This window comes from Chitinibacter sp. SCUT-21, assembly GCA_041874755.1.
Taxonomy (GTDB): domain Bacteria; phylum Pseudomonadota; class Gammaproteobacteria; order Burkholderiales; family Chitinibacteraceae; genus Chitinibacter.
This window is the reverse complement of sequence record CP102611.1, coordinates 811,252-831,458: the sequence shown is the minus strand read 5'-3', so window position 1 is coordinate 831,458 and position 20,207 is coordinate 811,252. Positions and strand designations below refer to the sequence as shown.

17 protein-coding genes and 1 tRNA gene are annotated in these 20,207 nt (G+C 47.7%); 15 read left to right on the top strand and 3 right to left on the bottom strand.

What is annotated here, in order from left to right:
• Position 1: 1 nt before the first annotated feature.
• The 9 genes from NT239_03810 to NT239_03770 all read left to right on the top strand — a co-directional run bounded on the left by NT239_03810 (position 2) and on the right by NT239_03770 (position 12,483).
• The gene (locus tag NT239_03810; GenBank protein ID XGA71982.1) at positions 2-2,338 is read left to right on the top strand and encodes a GspE/PulE family protein; all 2,337 of its coding nucleotides are present in this window, start codon (positions 2-4) and stop codon (positions 2,336-2,338) included.
• Positions 2,339-2,353: 15 nt separating this feature from the next.
• Complete coding sequence (locus tag NT239_03805; protein ID XGA71981.1) at positions 2,354-3,937, top strand: GAF domain-containing protein; 1,584 nt, start codon at positions 2,354-2,356, stop codon at positions 3,935-3,937.
• A 238-nt stretch (positions 3,938-4,175) separates the two neighbouring features.
• Positions 4,176-5,477, top strand: coding sequence for a trigger factor (tig, locus tag NT239_03800; GenBank protein XGA71980.1), 1,302 nt, complete (start codon positions 4,176-4,178; stop codon positions 5,475-5,477).
• 43 nt (positions 5,478-5,520) lie between these two features.
• Complete coding sequence (clpP, locus tag NT239_03795; protein ID XGA72764.1) at positions 5,521-6,141, top strand: ATP-dependent Clp endopeptidase proteolytic subunit ClpP; 621 nt, start codon at positions 5,521-5,523, stop codon at positions 6,139-6,141.
• An 85-nt stretch (positions 6,142-6,226) separates the two neighbouring features.
• Positions 6,227-7,501, top strand: coding sequence for an ATP-dependent Clp protease ATP-binding subunit ClpX (gene clpX, locus NT239_03790; GenBank protein ID XGA71979.1), 1,275 nt, complete (start codon positions 6,227-6,229; stop codon positions 7,499-7,501).
• Positions 7,502-7,630: 129 nt separating this feature from the next.
• On the top strand, positions 7,631-10,045 hold the full coding sequence (lon, locus tag NT239_03785) for an endopeptidase La (GenBank protein XGA71978.1): 2,415 nt from the start codon (positions 7,631-7,633) through the stop codon (positions 10,043-10,045).
• Between the two features lie 84 nt (positions 10,046-10,129).
• On the top strand, positions 10,130-10,402 hold the full coding sequence (locus tag NT239_03780) for an HU family DNA-binding protein (GenBank protein XGA71977.1): 273 nt from the start codon (positions 10,130-10,132) through the stop codon (positions 10,400-10,402).
• A 41-nt stretch (positions 10,403-10,443) separates the two neighbouring features.
• Positions 10,444-10,520, top strand: a tRNA-Asp gene (locus tag NT239_03775).
• A gap of 124 nt (positions 10,521-10,644) precedes the next feature.
• Positions 10,645-12,483 (top strand): SurA N-terminal domain-containing protein, encoded by a 1,839-nt coding sequence (locus NT239_03770; GenBank protein XGA71976.1) that lies wholly within the window; start codon positions 10,645-10,647, stop codon positions 12,481-12,483.
• 50 nt (positions 12,484-12,533) lie between these two features.
• Here NT239_03770 and NT239_03765 read toward each other — a convergent pair whose 3' ends face one another.
• On the bottom strand, positions 12,534-13,322 hold the full coding sequence (locus tag NT239_03765; GenBank protein XGA71975.1) for an enoyl-CoA hydratase-related protein: 789 nt from the start codon (positions 13,320-13,322) through the stop codon (positions 12,534-12,536).
• 216 nt (positions 13,323-13,538) lie between these two features.
• Between NT239_03765 and NT239_03760 the strand changes: the two genes are divergently transcribed.
• The 6 genes from NT239_03760 (at position 13,539) to NT239_03735 (ending at position 18,587) form a co-directional block, all read left to right on the top strand.
• A complete protein-coding gene (locus NT239_03760; GenBank protein ID XGA71974.1) occupies positions 13,539-13,877 on the top strand; it encodes a DUF4870 domain-containing protein in 339 nt (112 codons plus the stop codon).
• Positions 13,877-14,704 carry a dienelactone hydrolase family protein gene (locus NT239_03755; protein ID XGA71973.1) on the top strand — a complete coding sequence of 276 codons (828 nt, stop codon included), beginning with the start codon at positions 13,877-13,879 and terminating at the stop codon, positions 14,702-14,704. The genes NT239_03760 and NT239_03755 overlap by 1 nt, the downstream gene beginning before the upstream one ends.
• Positions 14,705-14,816: 112 nt before the next feature.
• Complete coding sequence (locus tag NT239_03750) at positions 14,817-15,716, top strand: D-hexose-6-phosphate mutarotase (protein ID XGA71972.1); 900 nt, start codon at positions 14,817-14,819, stop codon at positions 15,714-15,716.
• 74 nt (positions 15,717-15,790) lie between these two features.
• Positions 15,791-17,314 carry a UbiD family decarboxylase gene (locus NT239_03745; GenBank protein XGA71971.1) on the top strand — a complete coding sequence of 508 codons (1,524 nt, stop codon included), beginning with the start codon at positions 15,791-15,793 and terminating at the stop codon, positions 17,312-17,314.
• Between the two features lie 50 nt (positions 17,315-17,364).
• Positions 17,365-18,192 (top strand): chemotaxis protein CheR, encoded by an 828-nt coding sequence (locus NT239_03740; GenBank protein XGA71970.1) that lies wholly within the window; start codon positions 17,365-17,367, stop codon positions 18,190-18,192.
• The gene (locus NT239_03735) at positions 18,192-18,587 is read left to right on the top strand and encodes a VOC family protein (GenBank protein ID XGA71969.1); all 396 of its coding nucleotides are present in this window, start codon (positions 18,192-18,194) and stop codon (positions 18,585-18,587) included. The genes NT239_03740 and NT239_03735 overlap by 1 nt, the downstream gene beginning before the upstream one ends.
• Before the next feature lie 50 nt (positions 18,588-18,637).
• On the opposite strand, the gene NT239_03730 is transcribed toward NT239_03735, so the two are convergent.
• Together NT239_03730 and NT239_03725 are read right to left on the bottom strand one after the other, a co-directional pair.
• On the bottom strand, positions 18,638-19,261 hold the full coding sequence (locus NT239_03730; GenBank protein XGA71968.1) for a YdcF family protein: 624 nt from the start codon (positions 19,259-19,261) through the stop codon (positions 18,638-18,640).
• A gap of 141 nt (positions 19,262-19,402) precedes the next feature.
• Positions 19,403-20,203 carry an MOSC domain-containing protein gene (locus NT239_03725; protein XGA71967.1) on the bottom strand — a complete coding sequence of 267 codons (801 nt, stop codon included), beginning with the start codon at positions 20,201-20,203 and terminating at the stop codon, positions 19,403-19,405.
• Positions 20,204-20,207 lie beyond the last annotated feature (4 nt).

Genomic DNA, 20,207 nt, shown 5'->3' with positions numbered 1-20,207 from the left:
TATGAGCACTCATCCTTCTGCGTTAACGCTTGATTTTATGCAGTCCCTTCAGGGGCTTACGACGAAAATTCATGCCACCACGCATTTGGATGAAATCCTGATTGAGGTTAGTGCTCAAATGTGTAGTTTGTTCTCTTGTGAACGAATTACGCTGTACGTGGTGAGTGAAGACGGCAAGGATTTATTAGCCAAGGTTAAAACTGGTCTGGAAGGAGTTAAAGAGTTACGAATTCCAATCAATGACCGCAGTATTGCAGGTTTTGTCGCAAATCATAAGCAATTGCTAAATATACATAATGTATATGATGAAGCTGAGCTACATTCTTATTCTCCTAGTTTGCAATTCTTGCAAATTGTTGATCAAAAAACAGGCTTTCAAACACGAGAAATGTTGGTGGCCCCCATTCTCAATGAGTCTGATGGGGTCTTGCTGGGGGTCATCCAGCTCATCAACAACCGAATGGCTCATGCGTTTTCCGAGCCCATGCTCGAGGGGATTAAACTTCTTGCCAGAACTTTGGCGGTTGCATTCAAGCAGCGCAAAACAGCGCCATTTCCATTTGTTCCCCAGCATAAATACCAACAGCTAGTATTATCGGGCGCGATTTCGCCAGCTGCCTGGCAAGTCGCTGTGCGCGAAGCGCAAAAAAAGCAACAAGATATTGAGTTGGTTTTAGTAGAGGGATTTGGGATTAGTTTTTCTCAGATAGGGGCTTCGCTCAGTTCTTTTTTTGGTCAACCGTATGAGCCTTTCAAGGACGATCGAGTTAAGCCTTTAGAGTTGTTAAAGAATCTAAAGCATGATTTTTTGCGCGAACAGCAGTGGTTACCGCTTGATGAAGTCTCTGAAGGGATTGTGGTGTTAACGACGGATCCCGAGCGGATTCGAGCCCATGCTACACAATTATTTAGTGGTCGCAAGTTTTTGGTTCGGGTAACCACGCGCAAAGAGTTTCAGCAAACGCTAGAGCAATTTTTTGGGATCGAAAGCACAGGGAATATTGATAATCTGCTGGAGGATATGAGTGTCTCAGAAGATGAGACAGTCCCTAGCATAGATGAGATCTCGGCCGCTCAAGATAATGAAGTTGTGCGGCTCGTGAATCAAATCATTGTTGATGCCCATCAGCTTGGCGCATCGGATATTCATATTGAGCCTTATCCTGGGCTTGCTAAGTTGCAAATTAGGTTTCGGCGTGATGGGCAGTTAATGCACTATCGTGAAGTTCCTTCTGCCTATCGAAATCCAATTGTCACTCGAATCAAAATTATGTGTGATTTGGATATTAGTGAGCGAAGAAAGCCACAAGATGGAAAAATCAAGCTTAAAAAATACGTCCCCAATTTAGATATTGAATTACGAGTCGCAACTATTCCAACGGCAGGCGGGTTTGAAGATGTCGTGATGCGTATTTTGGCGGCAGGAGAGCCGTTACCCTTGGAGAAATTGGCGCTGTCCAAGGCCAATTTAACACAGCTAAAATCTGTGATTGATAAACCATATGGTTTGTTTTTTGTTTGCGGGCCAACTGGTTCAGGTAAAACCACCACGTTGCATTCGGTTTTAAAATATCTCAATACTCCCGAAACCAAAATTTGGACCGCAGAAGACCCTGTTGAAATCACTCAAGTAGGGTTGCGGCAAGTGCAAATTAACCCCAAAGCCGGGTTAACGTTTGCCTCTGTAATGAGGGCATTTTTGCGCGCTGATCCTGACGTCATTATGGTGGGCGAAATGCGCGATGCTGAAACGACTAGTGTAGGAATAGAAGCATCATTAACAGGGCATTTGGTGTTGGCGACTTTGCACACAAATAGTGCGCCCGAATCAGTGATTCGTCTATTAGATATGGGGATGGATCCCTTTAACTTTGCGGATGCAATACTGGGGATTTTGGCGCAACGATTGGCAAGACGCTTATGCCAGCATTGTAAAGTTGCGTACGAACCATCTGAAAAAGAAGTGACTCAATTACTGGATGAGTATGTGCAAGAGCTCATCCCCACTCAGGCATGGCAATTAGACCCCGTTGATGCGAGGGAAAAACTAGCCGCGCAATGGAAAGCCACTTTTACCGTTAATGGCAAGTATCAACTGTATCACGCGAAAGGGTGTCAAAAATGTGGAGATACCGGCTATAAAGGGCGAGTGGGTTTGCATGAGTTAATGGTGGGCACCGATGCTGTGAAGCAATTAATTCAAGGGCGGGCTCGTGTTGCTAGCCTGTTGTCATGTGCCTTAAATGAAGGAATGCGAACACTTAAGCAGGATGGCATAGAAAAAGTACTGCAGGGTATAACGGATATGCCTCAGATCAGAAAGGTCTGCATTAAATAACCCTTGGGGGGTATTGTGAGCGAGCATGAGCTGCATCAGCGCCTAAATAAGCTAAACGCAATTGGAGTTGCTTTATCAGGTGAGACGAAGATCGAACGGCTGGTTGAAAGCATTTTGATCGCAGCGATTGATTTGGTGCGTGCCGAAGCTGGTACGTTATATTTGGTTCGTGATAATAAACTTCATTTTGAAATTCTACTTAATAACCGCTTAGGTCTGGCGCAAGGGGGGTCTAGCGGATGCTCGGTGAGTTTGCCTCCTGTGCCGCTTGCACTTGCAGATGGGCGGCCAAACTTATCAAATGTGGTCGCTTGTGCTGTCAATCAACAATCGACCATCAATATTCCCGATGCGTATGCCAATGCCGAATATGATTTTTCGGGAACACGTCGCTTTGATCAACATTCTGGGTACCACTCGAAATCATTTTTGGCTGTGCCAATGCGAGATCATGAGGGGAAAATTATCGGGGTGTTGCAGCTCATCAATGCGTTAAATCGTCAAAATGAGATTGAAATATTTACTTTGAATGACCAGCATTTAGTCGAATCATTGGCCTCGCAGGCGGCAATTGCAATTACTAATCGCCGGTTGATTTTGTCTCTGCAAAGACTATTTGAGGGCTTTATTAATCTTATTAATTTGGCGATAGATGATAAATCTCCCTATACCGGTGGGCATTGCCAGCGAGTTCCCGAATTGACAATGATGTTGGCTGATGCGGCAAATCGCAGTGAATTGGGGGAGTTGGCGCACTTTAAAATGACCGAGCGTGACCGCTATGAATTAAAAATTGCGGGGCTATTGCATGACTGCGGCAAAATAACGACGCCTGTTCATGTCGTTGATAAAGCAACGAAATTACAAACGATTTTCGATCGAGTTACATTGATTGACCAACGGTTTGAAATATTAATTCGGGATCTGGAATTGTCCATGCTACGTGGACAGCTTGGTGAAGCTCAGTATGCGGAACAATTGCAACAGTTACGAGCAGATAGGGCTTTGATTCACCAGGCTAATCAAGGTAGTGAGGCGATGGACGATGCGCAAATTTCCCGTCTAGAGTCGATTGCTAAGATGGTTTGGGTGGATTCGGAGGGACAGACTCATGCCTTCTTGACTTCAGATGAATTGGAAAATTTAACCATCCGAAAAGGTACATTGACTGCTGCGGAGAGGGCCATTATCAATCGGCATATAGAAGTAACAATCCAGATGTTGGAGGCATTACCTTGGCCATCGCACTTAAAAAATGTGCCCGAATATGCAGGTGGACACCATGAGCGCATGGATGGGAAGGGTTATCCTCGTGGCCTTAAGCGTGAGCAAATGAGTGTTCAAGCAAGGATTATGGGTATCGCTGATGTATTCGAGGCACTCACTGCGCGTGATCGTCCATATAAAGACGGCATGAAACTCTCAATGGCTTTGCAAATATTGACCCGAATGGCGAGAGAGCGACACGTTGATCTTGATCTCTTTAAGGTTTTTTTAACCGAGCGCGTTTGGTTTGACTATGCGCAGCGATTTTTGAATGAAAGTCAAATCGACGAAGTCAATATCGCAGAGCTTCTCTTGCAACTTGAGTCATTCTAGCTCACATTTTGCGGTACTTTATAACTTGGTATGGCGATGCTTTTGTGTTAAATTTCCCACCTTTAGTTTTCGTGGTGTAGTGTTGCGAGTCTTTTAGCAGCTATAAATAATACTTTGCTGCAGACTTTGCCGCGCGGAATTGAAACCGCACTCACCATCGAATGGTCCGAATTCATTAGTAATATCCAAGTCTACTGCCGGGTGATTCCATCCGGAATACCTGCGAGGAATAGTGGTCATGCAAGCACAATTGGAAACTTTGAGCGCTCTGGAACGTCGCCTGTCTATCGCCGTACCGCGTGAAGAAATCAGCAAACAAGTTGATGCGCGTCTGAAACGCGTTGCTAAAACAGCAAAAATCGATGGCTTCCGTCCAGGTAAAGCACCTTTGAAAGTGGTTTTCCAAAACTACGGTTTCCGCATTCAAGAAGAAGTATTGGGTGAAACAGTTGAGCGTAGCTTCGGTGAAGCGGTTGTTGCGCAAAATCTGCAAGTTGCTGGCTACCCACGTTTCGAGCCAAAAGAAACTGCTGAAGGTGGTGATTTCGAATTCTCTGCAACGTTTGAAGTTTACCCTGAAGTTAAATTGGGTGACTTGACTGGCGTTGAAGTACAAAAGCCAACGTTGACTGTAGGTGATGCTGAAGTTGATCAAACCGTAAACATCTTGCGCAGCCAACGTACTCGCTACGAGCGCGTAGAGCGTGCTGCTGCTGAAGGCGATCGCGTAATCATCGACTTCAAAGGCTCAATCGACGGTGAAGTGTTCGCCGGTGGTTCTTCTGAAAACTACGCATTCTTGATCGGCAAAGGCCAAATGTTGCCAGACTTCGAGGCTGGTGTAGTTGGCATGAAAGAAGGCGAAACTAAAGACGTAACTGTGAATTTCCCAGCGGAATACCACGGTAAAGACGTTGCAGGTAAAACTGCTGTGTTCGCCATCACGGTGAAAAACGTAGCAGCTGCAATCTTGCCAGAAGTGGACGCAGAATTTGCGAAGAGCCTGGGCATTGCTGATGGCGACGTGGCTAAAATGCGCGCGGAAGTGAAAGCTAACTTGGAGCGTGAAGTTCGTTTCCGCTTGAAGTCTCGCGTTAAAGAAACGGCGTTGACTGCAGTGATCGATGCAACACCAATCGAATTGCCAAAATCTTTGGTTTCAATGGAAATCGGCCGCTTGGTTGAAGGCGCTCAAGGCGACTTGAAAGCGCGTGGTATCGATCCAGCAACTGTGCCATTCAACCCAGCTTTGTTTGAAGCACAAGCAAAACGCCGTGTTCACTTGGGCCTGACTTTGTCTGAATTGGTAAAAGCTGAGAAACTGGAAGCTAAACCAGAGCAAGTTAAAGCCATCGTTGAAGATTTGGCGCAAAACTACGAAGATCCAGCTGAAGTTGTAGCTTGGTACTATGCAAGCCCAGAGCGTCTGGCTGCGCCAACCAATATGGCTTTGGAAGACAATGTGGTTGAATTTGTTCTGTCAAAAGCAAAAGTAACAGAAACTGCAGTTGCCTTTGACGAATTGATGGGTCAGCAATAAGCTTAAGCTTTTAGTAATTCATTTAGGGGTGGAAATGTCTCGTATGGAATTTGATCCGCAAAATATTGGTTTGGTACCGATGGTCGTCGAGCAAAGCGGCCGTGGTGAGCGTGCATATGATATCTATTCGCGCTTGCTCAAAGAGCGGGTGATTTTCCTCGTAGGTCCAGTCAATGACCAAATGGCGAATCTGATTGTGGCGCAGTTATTGTTCCTTGAGTCAGAAAATCCAGACAAGGACATTTCCCTCTATATCAATTCGCCTGGCGGTTCCGTGACTGCCGGGATGGCGATTTACGATACGATGAAGTTCATCAAACCGGATGTATCTACGCTGTGCGTGGGTATGGCCGCTTCGATGGGCGCTTTCCTGTTATCGGGTGGCACCAAAGGTAAACGTTTTTCATTGCCTAATTCTCGCATCATGATTCACCAGCCATTGATTGGTGGTTTAGCGGGTCAGGCGTCTGATATTGAAATTCATGCACGTGAGTTGATTAAAACCAAACGCACATTGAATGAATTGCTGGCCAGCCATACTGGTCAAAGCCTTGAAACAATTGAACGTGATACAGACCGCGATAACTTCATGAACGCCGACGAAGCGCAAGCTTACGGTCTCGTGGATCAAGTTTTGGTATCACGAGCAGCACTGGCGGGTTAAGTTCTCAGCCAGGATTATCGAGGCCGCCAGCACTTCTGGCGGCTTTTCTTTCTCTGCTTGTTTTGAAATTCGGAAATAGCTGTTTATGTCTGATAAGCCTAGCGATAAACTCCTGTATTGTTCATTTTGCGGCAAGAGCCAGCACGAAGTGCAGAAACTCATTGCAGGCCCACAAGTATTTATTTGTAATGAATGCATCGAATTGTGCACCGACGTCATTCGTGAAGAAAGTGAGCAGCAACTGGGTGACATTACCCCGCAAACTCCAGATGGCAAGCGTCTGCCTTTGCCGACCGAAATTCGCGATGTACTCAATCAATATGTAGTTGGTCAGGAACGTGCGAAGAAAATTCTCGCCGTTGCCGTCTACAACCACTACAAGCGCTTATCGACCAAAGGCCGTGGCGCGGATGGTGAAGTTGAGCTCGCTAAATCGAATATCTTGCTAATTGGCCCGACTGGCTCGGGTAAAACGCTGTTGGCGCAAACCATGGCGAAAACGCTGGATGTGCCATTTGTGATTGCTGATGCCACTACGCTTACAGAAGCGGGTTATGTAGGTGAAGACGTTGAGCATATTATCGCCAAGCTGTTAGCGCAGTGCGATTACGACGTTGAAAAAGCGCAGCGTGGCATCGTTTATCTCGACGAAGTCGATAAAATTGCCCGTAAATCAGAAAATCCATCGATTACCCGCGATGTGTCGGGTGAAGGTGTCCAGCAAGCCTTGCTCAAGCTAATTGAGGGCACGGTGGCTTCTGTACCGCCGCACGGTGGCCGTAAACATCCAAACCAAGATATGCCTAAAGTCGATACGACCAATATCTTGTTTATTTGTGGTGGCGCATTTGAAGGCTTGGACAAAATCATCCGCAATCGCTCAGTGAAAGGCGGTATTGGTTTTGGTGCGGAAGTGTCGAGCAAAGACGAGAGCAAAGGCATTGGCGCATTGCTGCACGAAGTTGAGCCGGATGATTTGATTCGCTTTGGTTTGATTCCTGAGTTCGTGGGCCGTTTACCAGTGGTTGCGACCTTGGCCGAGCTGGATGAAGCTGCTTTGATTTCGATTCTGACTGAACCCAAAAATGCCTTGATCAAGCAATATCAAAAATTGTTTGAGATGGAAGACGTGCAGCTCGAAATCGGCGAAGAAGCGTTGCTGGCGATTGCCAAAAAGGCGATGGAACGTAAAACGGGTGCGCGCGGTTTGCGCTCGATTGTTGAGCAGACTTTGCTCGACACGATGTTTGAATTGCCTGCCATGGAAGGCATCGCCAAAGTAGTTGTGACGCCTGAAGTGATTGCAGGTAAAGCCCAGCCGGAGTATGTGCCTGTAGCTTCCGAAAAATCTGCTGGATAAGTCTATACCCCTGCGCCTAGCGGCAATCGATATTCGATTGTGGCTGGGCGTATGTTTTTTTGCGCAGTGATTGAATTAATCAGCACTTGACCGCATATTGTCTCTATATCCTCGATCAGGTCATAAAAAATGTCCGAGCACACATTACTACCTGCTGAATCTACCTCGTTTCCTGTGTTGCCATTGCGCGATGTGGTTGTCTTTCCGCACATGGTGATTCCGCTGTTTGTTGGGCGTCCCAAATCAATTAAAGCCCTCGAAGCCGCGATGGAATCGGGCAAGCATATTTTATTGGTGGCGCAAAAAAACGCCGCCAAAGATGAGCCTAGTTTTGCCGATATTTACCCGATTGGTACCGTGGCAACGGTATTGCAATTATTGAAGTTGCCCGATGGCACCGTTAAAGTGCTGGTAGAAGGCTTGCAGCGTGCGCATGTGGAAGCGCTGGTTGACGATGACGGCTTCTATCGGGTGCTGGCAACGCCACAAGCACTGGCAGCGGAAGACAGTAATGAAACTGAAGCGATGCGCCGCACTTTGCTGGCGCAGTTCGATCAGTACGTCAAACTGAACAAAAAAATCCCACCCGAAATCTTGTCTTCATTGGCGGGAATTGAAACTGCCGGCCGTTTGGCTGATACGGTGGCTGCGCATCTGCCGTTGAAGCTTGAACAAAAGCAAGCCGTACTGGAAATGGAAGACGTTGCTGCCCGCATGGATCACCTGCTTAAGCAGCTTGAATCCGAGCTCGATATCCTGCAAGTTGAAAAGCGCATCCGTGGTCGTGTAAAACGCCAGATGGAGAAAAGCCAGCGCGAGTATTACTTGAACGAGCAAGTAAAAGCGATTCAAAAAGAGCTCGGTGAGCTGGATGAAAATGCTGACTTAGATGAGCTAGAAAAGCGCATTAAAGCAGCTGGCATGAGTAAAGAAGCGCGTGAAAAAACCGAAGGCGAGTTGAAAAAACTGCGCATGATGTCGCCAATGTCGGCTGAAGCGACGGTGGTGCGTAATTACATCGATACTATTTTGGCGCTACCTTGGAAGAAAAAAACCAAGATCAGTAAAGATTTGGCAGAGGCCGATACCGTACTCGATGCTGATCACTATGGGCTGGAAAAGGTCAAAGAGCGCATTGTTGAGTACCTCGCGGTGCAAACCCGCGTTGAAAAACTCAAAGGCCCGATTTTGTGCCTAGTAGGGCCGCCAGGGGTTGGTAAAACTTCTTTGGGCGAGAGCATTGCGCGCGCAACAAATCGCAAGTTCGTACGTATGGCGCTCGGTGGGGTGCGTGATGAAGCTGAAATTCGCGGTCACCGCCGTACCTATATTGGTTCAATGCCAGGCAAAATTTTGCAAAGTATGACCAAGGTCGGTGTGAAAAACCCGCTGTTCTTGCTTGATGAAGTGGATAAGCTCGGTAGCGATTTCCGTGGAGATCCTTCCTCTGCGTTGCTGGAAGTGCTCGATCCGGAACAGAATCATTCGTTTAGCGATCACTACCTCGAAGTAGATTACGATCTGTCGGACGTGATGTTTGTAGCTACGGCTAACTCGCTCAATATCCCTGCGCCATTGTTGGATCGGATGGAGATTATTCGTCTTTCGGGTTATACCGAGGACGAAAAAGTAAATATCGCACTCAAATACCTTGTTCCTAAGCAGATGAAGAACAATGGTGTACGCGAGGGCGAGTTGCAAATCGCCGATACCGCGGTGCGCGACATTATTCGCTACTACACACGTGAAGCCGGTGTGCGTAGCCTTGACCGTGAAATCGCGAAACTGTGCCGTAAAGTGGTCAAAGCCTTGCTGCTGAAGCCTTCCGACAAAAAAGTTGTGATCAACGCAAAAAATATTGATAAATATTTGGGCGTTCATCGCTATGATTTTGGCGTCGCTGAGCAAAAGAATCAGATCGGCCAAGTTACAGGTCTGGCTTGGACTGAGGTTGGCGGTGAATTGCTGACGATTGAAACCGTTAAATTGCCTGGTAAAGGCAAGATGATTCAAACCGGGCAACTTGGCGATGTGATGCAAGAATCGATCCAGGCGGCTTTGTCAGTCGTACGTTCGCGTGCGGTGAGCTTGGGGATCGATCCTGAGTTTTACCAAAAAAATGATATGCACATTCACTTGCCAGAAGGTGCAACGCCTAAAGATGGCCCGTCGGCGGGTATTGGCATCGCAACCGCGCTGACATCGGTCTTGACGGGCATACCCGTGCGTTGCGATGTGGCAATGACCGGTGAAATTACCTTGCGCGGCGAAGTTTTGCCAATTGGGGGCTTGAAAGAAAAACTGTTGGCAGCGCATCGTGGCGGTATCAAGCAAGTGCTGATTCCGGAGGGAAACGTCAAAGATTTGATCGAAATCCCGGAAAATGTAAAACGAGGTCTTGCTATTCACTCGGTCAAGTGGTTTGATGAGGTGTTGGCCTACGCCTTGGAGCGTATGCCTGTGGCGACAGTTGCGGAAGCCACGCCCGATGAGGCGATTGCAGGCGCAAACGTTGATACAAACCAACACAGCCTCAAGCATTAATTGACACCCATTTTATGGGCTTGATATAAACATCAGGCAATGTACCAACCAGATTCATCTAATCAAAATTGAAAGGGGATGTAAGTGAATAAATCGGAACTCATCGACGCAATCGCCGAATCAGCAGGTCTGTCTAAAGCCGCTGCTGGTAAAGCGCTGGATGCAACCGTAGAAGCGATCTCCAACGCGCTTAAAAGTGGTCAAGAAGTGACGCTGGTTGGTTTTGGCTCATTCTATGTATCAGAACGCGAAGAGCGCACTGGTCGTAACCCACGCACAGGCGAATCGATCAAGATCGCAGCAGCGAAACAGCCAAAATTCCGCGCTGGTAAATCGTTGAAAGACGCAGTTCAGTAATTAGTAGTTGGCTCTAATTGCCTTGTGCTTGGAGCCAAAACGGAGTGGTAGTTCAGTTGGTTAGAATACCGGCCTGTCACGCCGGGGGTCGCGGGTTCGAGCCCCGTCCACTCCGCCAAATCCGAAAGGGCAAACGTTATGTTTGCCCTTTTGTTTTATCTGCAGCTTTATTGCTTCTCTTACAGACATAAGTCATGCAATCTGGCATGATAACGCGCATGTAAAGCAGGAGTGCGTCGTCCATGTTTGATTTTGTACACAATAATAAAACAGCAGTTCAAGTAATTTTGGGTCTGATTTCTGTTGGCCTTGTGGTCGGTATTGGTTTTAGCGGTTACGAAGCGATGGGGCAGGGCGATGATTATCTGGCCAAGGTCGGCAAGTCACGTATCACACCGCGTGAATTAGCCGAAGCGATTGGTAACCAAGCTATTCCAGACGAAATGAAGCCTATGGTTGTTGAGCAGTTAGTGCGCCAGCAGCTATTGCAAGAGAAAGCTCGTCAATTGCATTTGGCGGTGCCAGATTCAGTGTTGCGTGATGCAATTGCGGCTATTCCCGCTTTCCAAGTTGATGGCAAATTTGATGCGAAGCGCTACCAAGAAATGCTTGCCGCGCAACAAATGTCTCCTGCAATTTTTGAAGAAAAACTCAAACAAGATCTCGTATTACGCCAGTTAATGGATGGTGTAATGCAAACCGGTTTTGTCTCAAATGCTCAAATGCAACGTCTCAACCAATTGATGGGTGAAAAGCGTGAAGTTTACGTTGCCAATTTAACGCCTGAACAATATCTGGCTCAAGTGACTGTGTCAGATGCTGAGATTAAGCAATATTACGATACCAATCTTGCGCAATATAAATCGCCGGACAAAGTGAAGCTTGAATACGTGGTGTTCTCTCAGGAGGAGCTAGCTTCGAAATTACAAGTGGCAGAAGCGGATATTCAAAAATACTTTGAAGAGCACAAAGCCGATCTAACCAAAGAAGAGCGCAAAGTAAGCCATATTCTGCTTAACGCGCCTAAAGACATGAAGGCTGAAGAAAAAGCTAAAGTGCGTGCGCAGGCTGAGGCGATTCTGGCGGAAGTGAAAAAGAATCCAGCACAATTTGCCGAACTTGCGAAAGCCAAATCACAAGATCCAGGTTCTGCTGAGAATGGTGGTGATTTAGGGTTCTTTGCCAAAGGCGCAATGGTAAAACCATTTGAAGACGCTGCCTTTAAAATGACCAAGGGGCAAATCAGTGATGTGGTTGAGACTGACTTTGGTTTTCACATCTTGAAGCTCGAAGACGTGAAAGGTGCGACTTTCGCTGATGTGAAACCGAAAATTGAAGAGCAGTTAAAACTAGAAAAAGCGCAAACTAGTTTTCAGTCACAATCTGAAAAATTTAGCGATCTTGTTTATCAGCAAGCTGATAGTTTGAAGCCAGTGGCTGACGAGTTGAAATTGTCTATCGTTCAAAGTGATTGGGTAACACGCAAATCAGCACAAGATCCTGTGCTGAATAATCCTAAATTGCTTGAGGCTGTTTTCTCTGATGATGTTCTGAAGAAAAAACACAATTCGGAAGCGGTTGAAGTTGGGCGTGGTCAATTGGTTTCGGCGCGTGTTCTTGAGTTTAAGCCAAGCCAAACTCAGCCTTTAGCTGAAGTGTCTGCGCAAATTAGTGCAAAACTCAAACAAGACAAGGCAGTAAAACTGGCTGCGGCTGATGGTGCGGCAAAACTAAAAGCACTGAATGCCGGTCAAGCTGTAAACCTGGCTTGGGGTGAAATGCAAACGATTGGCCGCATTGCCGCTCCTGGTGTTGCTGAGGCGGATTTAAAAGCTATTTTCAAAGTGGACGGCAGTAAACAGCCAGCATATGTCGGGGCTACTGTGGCAGGCGGCTACACAATTTATAAAGTGGGCAACGCGATTGCTGCGCCAGCATTAAGCCCTGAAAACAAATTCAAACTCGATGAGAATTTGTCTAAGATGTACGGTCAAGTTGAGCTATCTGCTTATCTAGATTCGCTAAAGCGTGATATCAAAGTGGTATACGGCAAGCAAATGGCAGCTAAACCTGCGCAGTAATTGGCTTCCAGTAAATCCTATCTAAACCCAGCCTTGTGCTGGGTTTTTCTTTATGGGGCCCAGCTAACTGGCGCTTGGTTTAAATAGGCTCGTAAACCTTCTTGTGCTTGCTCGTGAGAGCGAATGTGAGCCATGCGATGTGCCGTGTCTGATAGCATGGCATCATCGATTGGTCGATGCTCTACTGAGGTAATGAAGCGCTTCGCCGCCGTGAGTGCGTGCGGGCTGTTATGCAAAATTTCTCTAATCCATGACCGCACTTGTTCACTAACCTGCTCTACATCAATTGGGCACTCATGTATGAGTCCAAGTCTCTGCGCCGTAGTAGGTGAGAATTTCTCGGTACTCAAAAAGAACCGGCGGGCGGCGCTACTGCCAATTTTATTAATAACATAGGGGCCAAATACTGCGGGGATGAGCCCTAATCGAGTATCCGGTATACTAAACCAGCTGTTTGGGGTGCAGACCGCCATGTCGCAGCAAGAAATTAGTCCGATGCCAGTACCAATGGCTGGTCCATTAATATGCGCAATGGTCGGAATTGGGAGTCTATCGAGTGTGCGTAATAAGCGCGCGATATGCAGAGCATCTTCAAAATTATGATCAGGACCTGATTCGCTACCTTTCAGCATCCATTGGTGATCAGTGCCGGAGCAAAAAAACTTGCCTGAGCCCGTTAGCACTAGCACACGTGCAGCAGCGTTTTGACTAATGGCGACCAAAGTTGCAGTCAGTTCTGCCACCATAATTTCATTAATGGCATTGCAGACCTCTGGGCGCATTAAACTGAGGGTGACGACGCCGTTGGGTGCCATATGGCAATCGATCGTATCACTCATTCTTGCGCTCCTTGTTTCGCGGCAGATGTGGTTGAATCGCGCCTGATTGTTGCAGTGCAACTATGGTTTAGCGCAAAAACAAAGACTTAGCTAGGCAAAAATGGTGGAATCAGTTGTGTTTGCTGATTTGGCCGAATAAAGTTTGAAACAAAGGCCGGAACGGGCGTAAAATCCACGGCCTTATTCGATAAACGGTAGGCCAGAAGAGGTGCTGTCATGCATGATTTAACCCCGAGCCAAGTTCCATCGCAAGACTCACGCAATATTGCGGTCCTAGTTTATCTACTGACGATTTTCTTTAGTGTGATTCCTGGTTTAGTCATTTATGTCTTGAAAAAAGACGATGAATTCATTTTTACCGCGGGTAAAGAAGCCTTGAATTGGTCACTCACTTTGATGCTCGCTTCGCTGATTTTGTCGCTTATTCCTATTTTGGGTTGGCTGGCCCTCGCGGTCTTATGGTTATGTAATATCGTCTGCAGTATTTTAGCTGCGGTTAATGCAAGCAAAGGCTTGTTCTATCGCTACCCGTTTACTTTGCGTTTAATCGCTTGATGCCTTATTTCGGTTTAATTCTTTTCTGCTTAGCCTCTGTTACGTGGGCGGTTCCAACTTCCCTGCAACTAGGATCATCACGCTTAAAGGCAGAGTATTTCAGCTCAAGTCGCCCCCACTCACCTGCTGTGGTGCTGATGCACGGATGCGCAGGTCTGCTCGACAGCAATAAAGAATTAGCCATTCGCTATGCGCGAATGACGTCACAATTGCAGGAGCTCGACTTTGCTGTGCTGTTGCTGAATGACAAAGCAGCAGGTAAAAAACCTTGTGCAATTAGTAGTAGCAAAAAACAAAAAGCAGAGATGAAACGGCGCGCCAAAAATCTGCAAACTGCCATTTCTTGGCTCAAAAAGCGCAAAGAAATCGATTCCAATCGCATTGCGGTTGTCGGCTGGGACTCTGGCGCAACTGCAACCTTGTGGTTGCTTAACCAGGCCAAGCCAGGCTTGCGTTCTGCAACCGTGTTTTATCCGAATTGCAGGCTTTTGTTGGGTGCCGATTTTCGAGTGTCGGCTCCTACTTTATTGTTGGCGGGGCAACGTGATGGTTTAGCGCCTTTATCTAGCTGTTCCGAATTGAGTCAAATTTCAGGGCAAAGTTTATTTCACTTGGTGAGCTACCCTGACGCAATGCATGATTTTGATTTGGTGCTGGATAATCTCGAATCCGAAGCGCTCAACTTGCCACCTAATCATTTGCCGCTTGAGGATATTGCTGATCCAGTCGCCGCGCAAGACGCTTGGCGTCGCACTTATAAGTGGTTATCACGCTGGTTTGATCCTGAGCGGAGCATGGAAGGTATTCCCCCGCGTCGTTTGCAATAATTACTGCTGGCCGATTTGGCTTAGGGCAATATTTACCAGTAAATTGTGCTCGGCCTTGTAAGATTTGTTGCAATTTGCTTTAGAATAGCGGCTCAAGTTGAGGAATATGTTCATGAGCGATATCGATTTTTCTGCGGTTTTAGCGGGCACTTCAGGCGTACGCGTGGTGCATTCAGCCGAGTGTTTCAAGCAAGCGGGTCAGGGCTTGCCTCTGGTGGTGGTAGAAAATCAACTCGGTAAAGCGAGTTTTACTCTTCAGGGCTGTCATTTAGTTTCCTTTGTTCCTGCAGGCGGAAAAGATGTCTTGTGGGTATCACCGCTAACGACATTTGCCCCGGGTAAAGCCATCCGTGGCGGTATTCCACTGTGTTTGCCTTGGTTTGGCGGTCATCCACATGGTCTGCAATCGCATGGTTTTGCCCGTACGGCTGATTGGACTTTAGAAAAAGTGATCAATCGCGCTGATGGTGTCACTGAATTGATCGTTAGCCTTATCAGTACCCCTGCAACTTTGGCGCAGTGGCCGCATGAGTTCCGTTTTGAAATGAAAATTGAAGTCGGTACGGAACTCAAATTGACACTGAATGTCGATAATCTCAGCGATACCCCCGCACCGTTTACCTATGCATTCCATACTTACTTTGCTGTTGCGGACTATACCCAGTCGCCGATATTGGGCTTGGAAGACCTGACCTATATCGATACGATTGGTGAAGTCACTCGTCGTCAGCAAAGCGGTACTTTGCAACTCACCGGCAGTACTGATCGCGTGTATTTGGATGTACCTGCGGTGCAAACCATCGTTGATGGCGAGCGTCAGATTAAGATTGAAAGTACGGCCAACAGCAGTATCGTGTGGAATCCGGGCGATCATGCCGATAATATGGCGGACGTACGTGAATATCGCCAAAACTTCGTGTGTGTCGAGCGCGGCGATGCGTTTGATAATGCAATTACCATAGCTGCTAAATCGCGCTTTAGTTCAGTGATGACACTGTCTGAAATTCGCTAAAATTGAACGCTGGGCGTGCTGCCTATTGTTAAAAACGCCCGTAACAATCGGGCGTTTTTTTTAGGAAAATACCAATGAAATACCGCGACTTGCGCGACTTTATGGCGCAGCTAGAAAGCCAAGGTGAACTTAAACGTCTTCATACGCCTGTTTCGCCAAAACTTGAAATGACTGAGTTGTGCGACCGTATCTTGCGCAATGCAGGTCCCGCTGTGTTGTTTGAGAATGTACCTGGCTATAGTATGCCGGTCCTCGGTAATTTATTCGGCACGCCCCGCCGCGTTGCGCTGGGTATGGGCGCGCAAGACGTGTCGGCGCTGCGCGAAATTGGCCAGACTTTGGCGTATTTGAAAGAACCTGAACCGCCAAAAGGCTTGAAAGACGCGTGGGAAAAGCTGCCATTGCTCAAACAAGTGCTGAATATGGCACCGAAAGAAGTGCGCAAAGGGATTTGCCAAGATGTGGTGATCGAAGGCCCTGACGTTGATTTGGGCAAAATCCCAGTCCAGCACTGCTGGCCAGGCGATATTGCTCCTTTGATAACTTGGGGCTTGGTCGTTACACGCGGGCCAAATAAAAAGCGCCAAAACCTCGGCATTTATCGCCAGCAAGTGATTGGTAAAAATCAGGTGATTATGCGCTGGCTGGCGCATCGCGGTGGCGCGCTGGACTTTCGTGAACATGCGCGGCAAAACCCGGGCAAGCCTTATCCAGTTGCAGTAGTGCTGGGTTGTGATCCAGCAACCATTTTGGGCGCGGTAACGCCGGTGCCTGATACGCTGAGTGAATATCAATTTGCCGGTTTGTTGCGCGGCAGTAAGACCGAGCTGGTGCAATGCATCGGTTCAGACCTGCAAGTGCCCGCCACGGCAGAAATCGTGCTGGAAGGCGTGTTAAAACCGTGCGAGACGGGTTACAGCGGTGTGTCTGAGCATGGCGTGCCCTTGAAGGAAGTGAATGGCTTCCTGCACGCACTCGAAGGCCCGTACGGCGACCATACGGGTTACTACAACGAGCAAGACTGGTTCCCGGTGTTTGAAGTTGAGCGCATCACTAGCCGCCCCGATCCGATCTACCACAGCACCTACACCGGCAAACCACCGGATGAGCCAGCGATTCTGGGCGTGGCGCTGAATGAAGTGTTTGTGCCGATCTTGCAAAAGCAGTTTCCGGAAATCGTCGATTTTTATCTGCCACCCGAAGGATGTAGCTATCGGATGGCAATTGTATCGATCAAAAAGCAATATCCGGGGCATGCCAAGCGCGTGATGTTTGGCGTGTGGTCTTTCCTGCGCCAATTTATGTACACCAAGTACATTGTGATTGTCGACGATGATGTCGATTGCCGAGATTGGAAAGAAGTGATCTGGGCAATTACCACGCGGATGGACCCGGTGCGCGATACGACTTTGGTGGAGCACACACCGATTGATTACCTTGATTTCGCCAGCCCGATTTCGGGCTTGGGCGGCAAGATGGGCTTGGATGCCACCAATAAAATGCCGGGTGAAACGAATCGTGAATGGGGCAGGGTGATCGAGCGCGACCCTGCTTCTGTGGCGCGGATTGATGCGATTTGGCAAGAATTAAACTTATAAGCCAGATTGAGCTATTCTGAACAAGTATCGTAGATAGGACTGAAAGCCTGATGCTGCCACTGAATCGTGAGTTTGAATTTACGCAGGCGGATTTCGAAAAAATCCGCAAAATGATTTACAACTACGCAGGGATTGCCTTATCGGATTCCAAGCACGATATGGTCTATGGTCGCTTGGCCAAGCGGCTACGCGCGCTCAATTTGAGCACCTTTCAGCAGTATTTACAGGTGCTTGAGCGCGGTGATCCGAAAGAGTTTGAGTTGTTTAGCAATTCGATGACGACCAATCTCACCTCGTTTTTTCGCGAGGCACACCATTTTGATATTTTGGCGCGTTACCTGAAAGACCATCGCAGTGCCACTGGCTTTAATATTTGGTGCTCGGCATCCAGTACTGGCGAGGAGCCGTATTCACTTGCGATTACCGCGTGCGAAGCCTTCGATACTTTACGCCCCCCAGTTAAAATTGTCGCAACGGATTTAGATACCAATGTGCTGGAAAAAGGGCGCACGGGTATATATCCGGCCGACGAGGTCAAAAAGCTTTCGCCGCAGCGCGTGAGTAAATTTTTTAATCTACAAGCTGATGGCCGCTATCAACTGAAGCAAGAATTGCGCGATATGATTACATTTCGTCGGCTTAATTTAATCGATCCAACTTGGACAATTCGTGGTCCATTTGATGCAATTTTCTGCCGTAATGTAATGATTTACTTTGATAAAGAAACGCAATACAAAATCCTGCAACGTTTTGCGCCGTTGATGAAGCCGGAAGGTCTGCTCTATGTGGGGCACTCAGAAAATCTTTATCATGCCGCTGAGTTTTTTAAACTGCAGGGTAAAACGGTGTATGAATTAGCCAAAACAGCGCCACGCTAATGCAACCACAGCTGAGCTTTATTACCTTGGCCGTGGATGATTTGCCACGCGCAACGGTGTTTTATCGGGATATCTTGCAATTTAAACCACGGAAAATAAGTGATACCGTGGTTTTTTTTACATTTGGCGCGCTGACTTTGGCGCTGTATCCACGTGAACAATTAGGGCAACTGGCTGGCTTAGATGTTCCAAGCCTAGGCTCTGCGGGTTTTGCTTTGTCCTTGAATGTTCCACAAGTTAGCGATGTTGATGATTTATTATCCCGCGCCCAAGCAGGGGGGGCGCGGATCACCAAATCAGCGGCTACAACAAGTTGGGGTGCTTATGCGGGCTTTTTTACTGATCCAGATGGCCACTTGTGGGAAGTAACGTGGAATCCCCATTTCCCTTGTTGAGTGGGTATTTGCTTCAAATCGAATATAGGATTTGCTCTCGCCCTTATACCCTATTGATTGCGCAGCATATACCATAATTGCCCTAAGCCTTCTCGTAAAGCTGTGCTGCTTGTGAGTAGTGCGCTGGCCCGTGGTAGGAATTGGGTGGGTGAAATCGGCTCGCGATTGATGAAGTCAGTCGGTGCTGCAATAACAGTCAGACCTTGTTTTTCAAAGCTACGTTTTGCTCTGGCCATATGATCGGCCGATGTGACTAGGGCGATAGTATGAATTTTAGAGCCGAGTAGCGCTTTGCTCATCCGGGCATTATCTGCCGTATCTACCGAGCCACCTTCAAGCCATGTGACTGATATTCCCATGTCGCGTTCTAAGACTTGCTTCATATAATGTGCTTCGCTAGCGCCACCTAATGGTGCGCCGCCCGAAACGAGGATAGGTAAGTGTGCGGCTCGTGCAAGCCGAGCGCCATAGCGGACACGGGCTAAGGTGACGTTATTTACGGTTTCCTGCTCAAGCACATCGTAAGCAGCAAATCGTTTCCCCCCGCCTAAAATCACGATCGCTTGACTTTGCGCTAATTGGGCCGGATCTTTTAGCGCGGGTGTTTCGACCAAGCCCATTAGCTGTGCGGCAACGATGGGTAAAGAAAGTAGCCAAAAAAGGATTATGGCCAAGCCCATTCCATACTTTGCCCAACGCCCCAAACGTTCGCGCGCAAGCCAGCAGACGGTGATAATGAATAAAAGGCTACCTGGTGGCAATAATAGGGTACGGAAGCTTTCTTTGATGACTACAGCTATGTCCATAGACCTTGCTTAGACTGATTTTAAAATGGTGACAGGCATACCAATGGCGATTTGGCCGTGATCGAGGGCGATGGCGTTTTGCCCGAAGATCACCCCGTCACCGGCGCGGCGAAAGTTGGCTAGCGTTTTTAATGGCTCAGCCTTAGGTAGCTTTTCAGCGGTATGAGGATGAAGCGTGGTAATGATGCACCGCTCGCACGGTTTGACTAGATCAATTCGTACTTCGCCAATTTGAATTTGCTGCCAGTGATCCTCGGCAAATGCCGGGGTGTTGGCAATTACGAGATTTGGGCGAAAGCGCAGCATTTCAAATTCTTGACCTGCCCTGCGGTTTAATTCGTGCAATGAGCCTTCGCTGATAATCAATAGTGGATAGCCGTCGGTAAAGCTAGTCGTCACGGCTGGGCGGCGCTTAACGCTGCGATTGGACTGCGGCCCTATCCAGAGCAAAATGACTTGTTGTTCAAGGTATGCACTTAACCAAGCATTCACTTGTGAAGCGCCACTGCGCGCCAAAAAATGATCGTCCCACACCAGTGCCTCTTGGTTGAATTGAAAGGCACCTAATGGGGCAAAAATATTGGGCATACCAGGGGCGCAGAGTTCGAGGCCATCGTTACTAGCAATTGTGGCAATTTGGAGTAAGCGGGGATGAGTACGTGCCGTGATGTATTCACCTTCTGGCGTTGCCACCATCCAATCGCGGTCATAAGCAAGACCCTTAGGCTCAACGGTAATTTGGCTGAGCGCTTGTGCAGCACCAGATTTGAGCGGGTAACGATAGATTGCTGACAACGTTGCTGACATCATTCCT

What these genes read in the sequence shown, in the direction of transcription:
- clpP (XGA72764.1), top strand. Translation starts at nt 5,521, where the DNA reads ATGGAATTTGATCCGCAAAATATTGGTTTGGTACCGATGGTCGTCGAG.
- NT239_03750 (XGA71972.1), top strand. Translation starts at nt 14,817, where the DNA reads ATGAGCGATATCGATTTTTCTGCGGTTTTAGCGGGCACTTCAGGCGTA.
- NT239_03745 (XGA71971.1), top strand. Translation starts at nt 15,791, where the DNA reads ATGAAATACCGCGACTTGCGCGACTTTATGGCGCAGCTAGAAAGCCAA.
- NT239_03765 (XGA71975.1), bottom strand. Translation starts at nt 13,322, where the DNA reads ATGAGTGATACGATCGATTGCCATATGGCACCCAACGGCGTCGTCACC.
- NT239_03760 (XGA71974.1), top strand. Translation starts at nt 13,539, where the DNA reads ATGCATGATTTAACCCCGAGCCAAGTTCCATCGCAAGACTCACGCAAT.
- NT239_03740 (XGA71970.1), top strand. Translation starts at nt 17,365, where the DNA reads ATGCTGCCACTGAATCGTGAGTTTGAATTTACGCAGGCGGATTTCGAA.
- NT239_03755 (XGA71973.1), top strand. Translation starts at nt 13,877, where the DNA reads ATGCCTTATTTCGGTTTAATTCTTTTCTGCTTAGCCTCTGTTACGTGG.
- clpX (XGA71979.1), top strand. Translation starts at nt 6,227, where the DNA reads ATGTCTGATAAGCCTAGCGATAAACTCCTGTATTGTTCATTTTGCGGC.
- NT239_03735 (XGA71969.1), top strand. Translation starts at nt 18,192, where the DNA reads ATGCAACCACAGCTGAGCTTTATTACCTTGGCCGTGGATGATTTGCCA.
- tig (XGA71980.1), top strand. Translation starts at nt 4,176, where the DNA reads ATGCAAGCACAATTGGAAACTTTGAGCGCTCTGGAACGTCGCCTGTCT.
- NT239_03725 (XGA71967.1), bottom strand. Translation starts at nt 20,203, where the DNA reads ATGATGTCAGCAACGTTGTCAGCAATCTATCGTTACCCGCTCAAATCT.
- lon (XGA71978.1), top strand. Translation starts at nt 7,631, where the DNA reads ATGTCCGAGCACACATTACTACCTGCTGAATCTACCTCGTTTCCTGTG.
- NT239_03810 (XGA71982.1), top strand. Translation starts at nt 2, where the DNA reads ATGAGCACTCATCCTTCTGCGTTAACGCTTGATTTTATGCAGTCCCTT.
- NT239_03770 (XGA71976.1), top strand. Translation starts at nt 10,645, where the DNA reads ATGTTTGATTTTGTACACAATAATAAAACAGCAGTTCAAGTAATTTTG.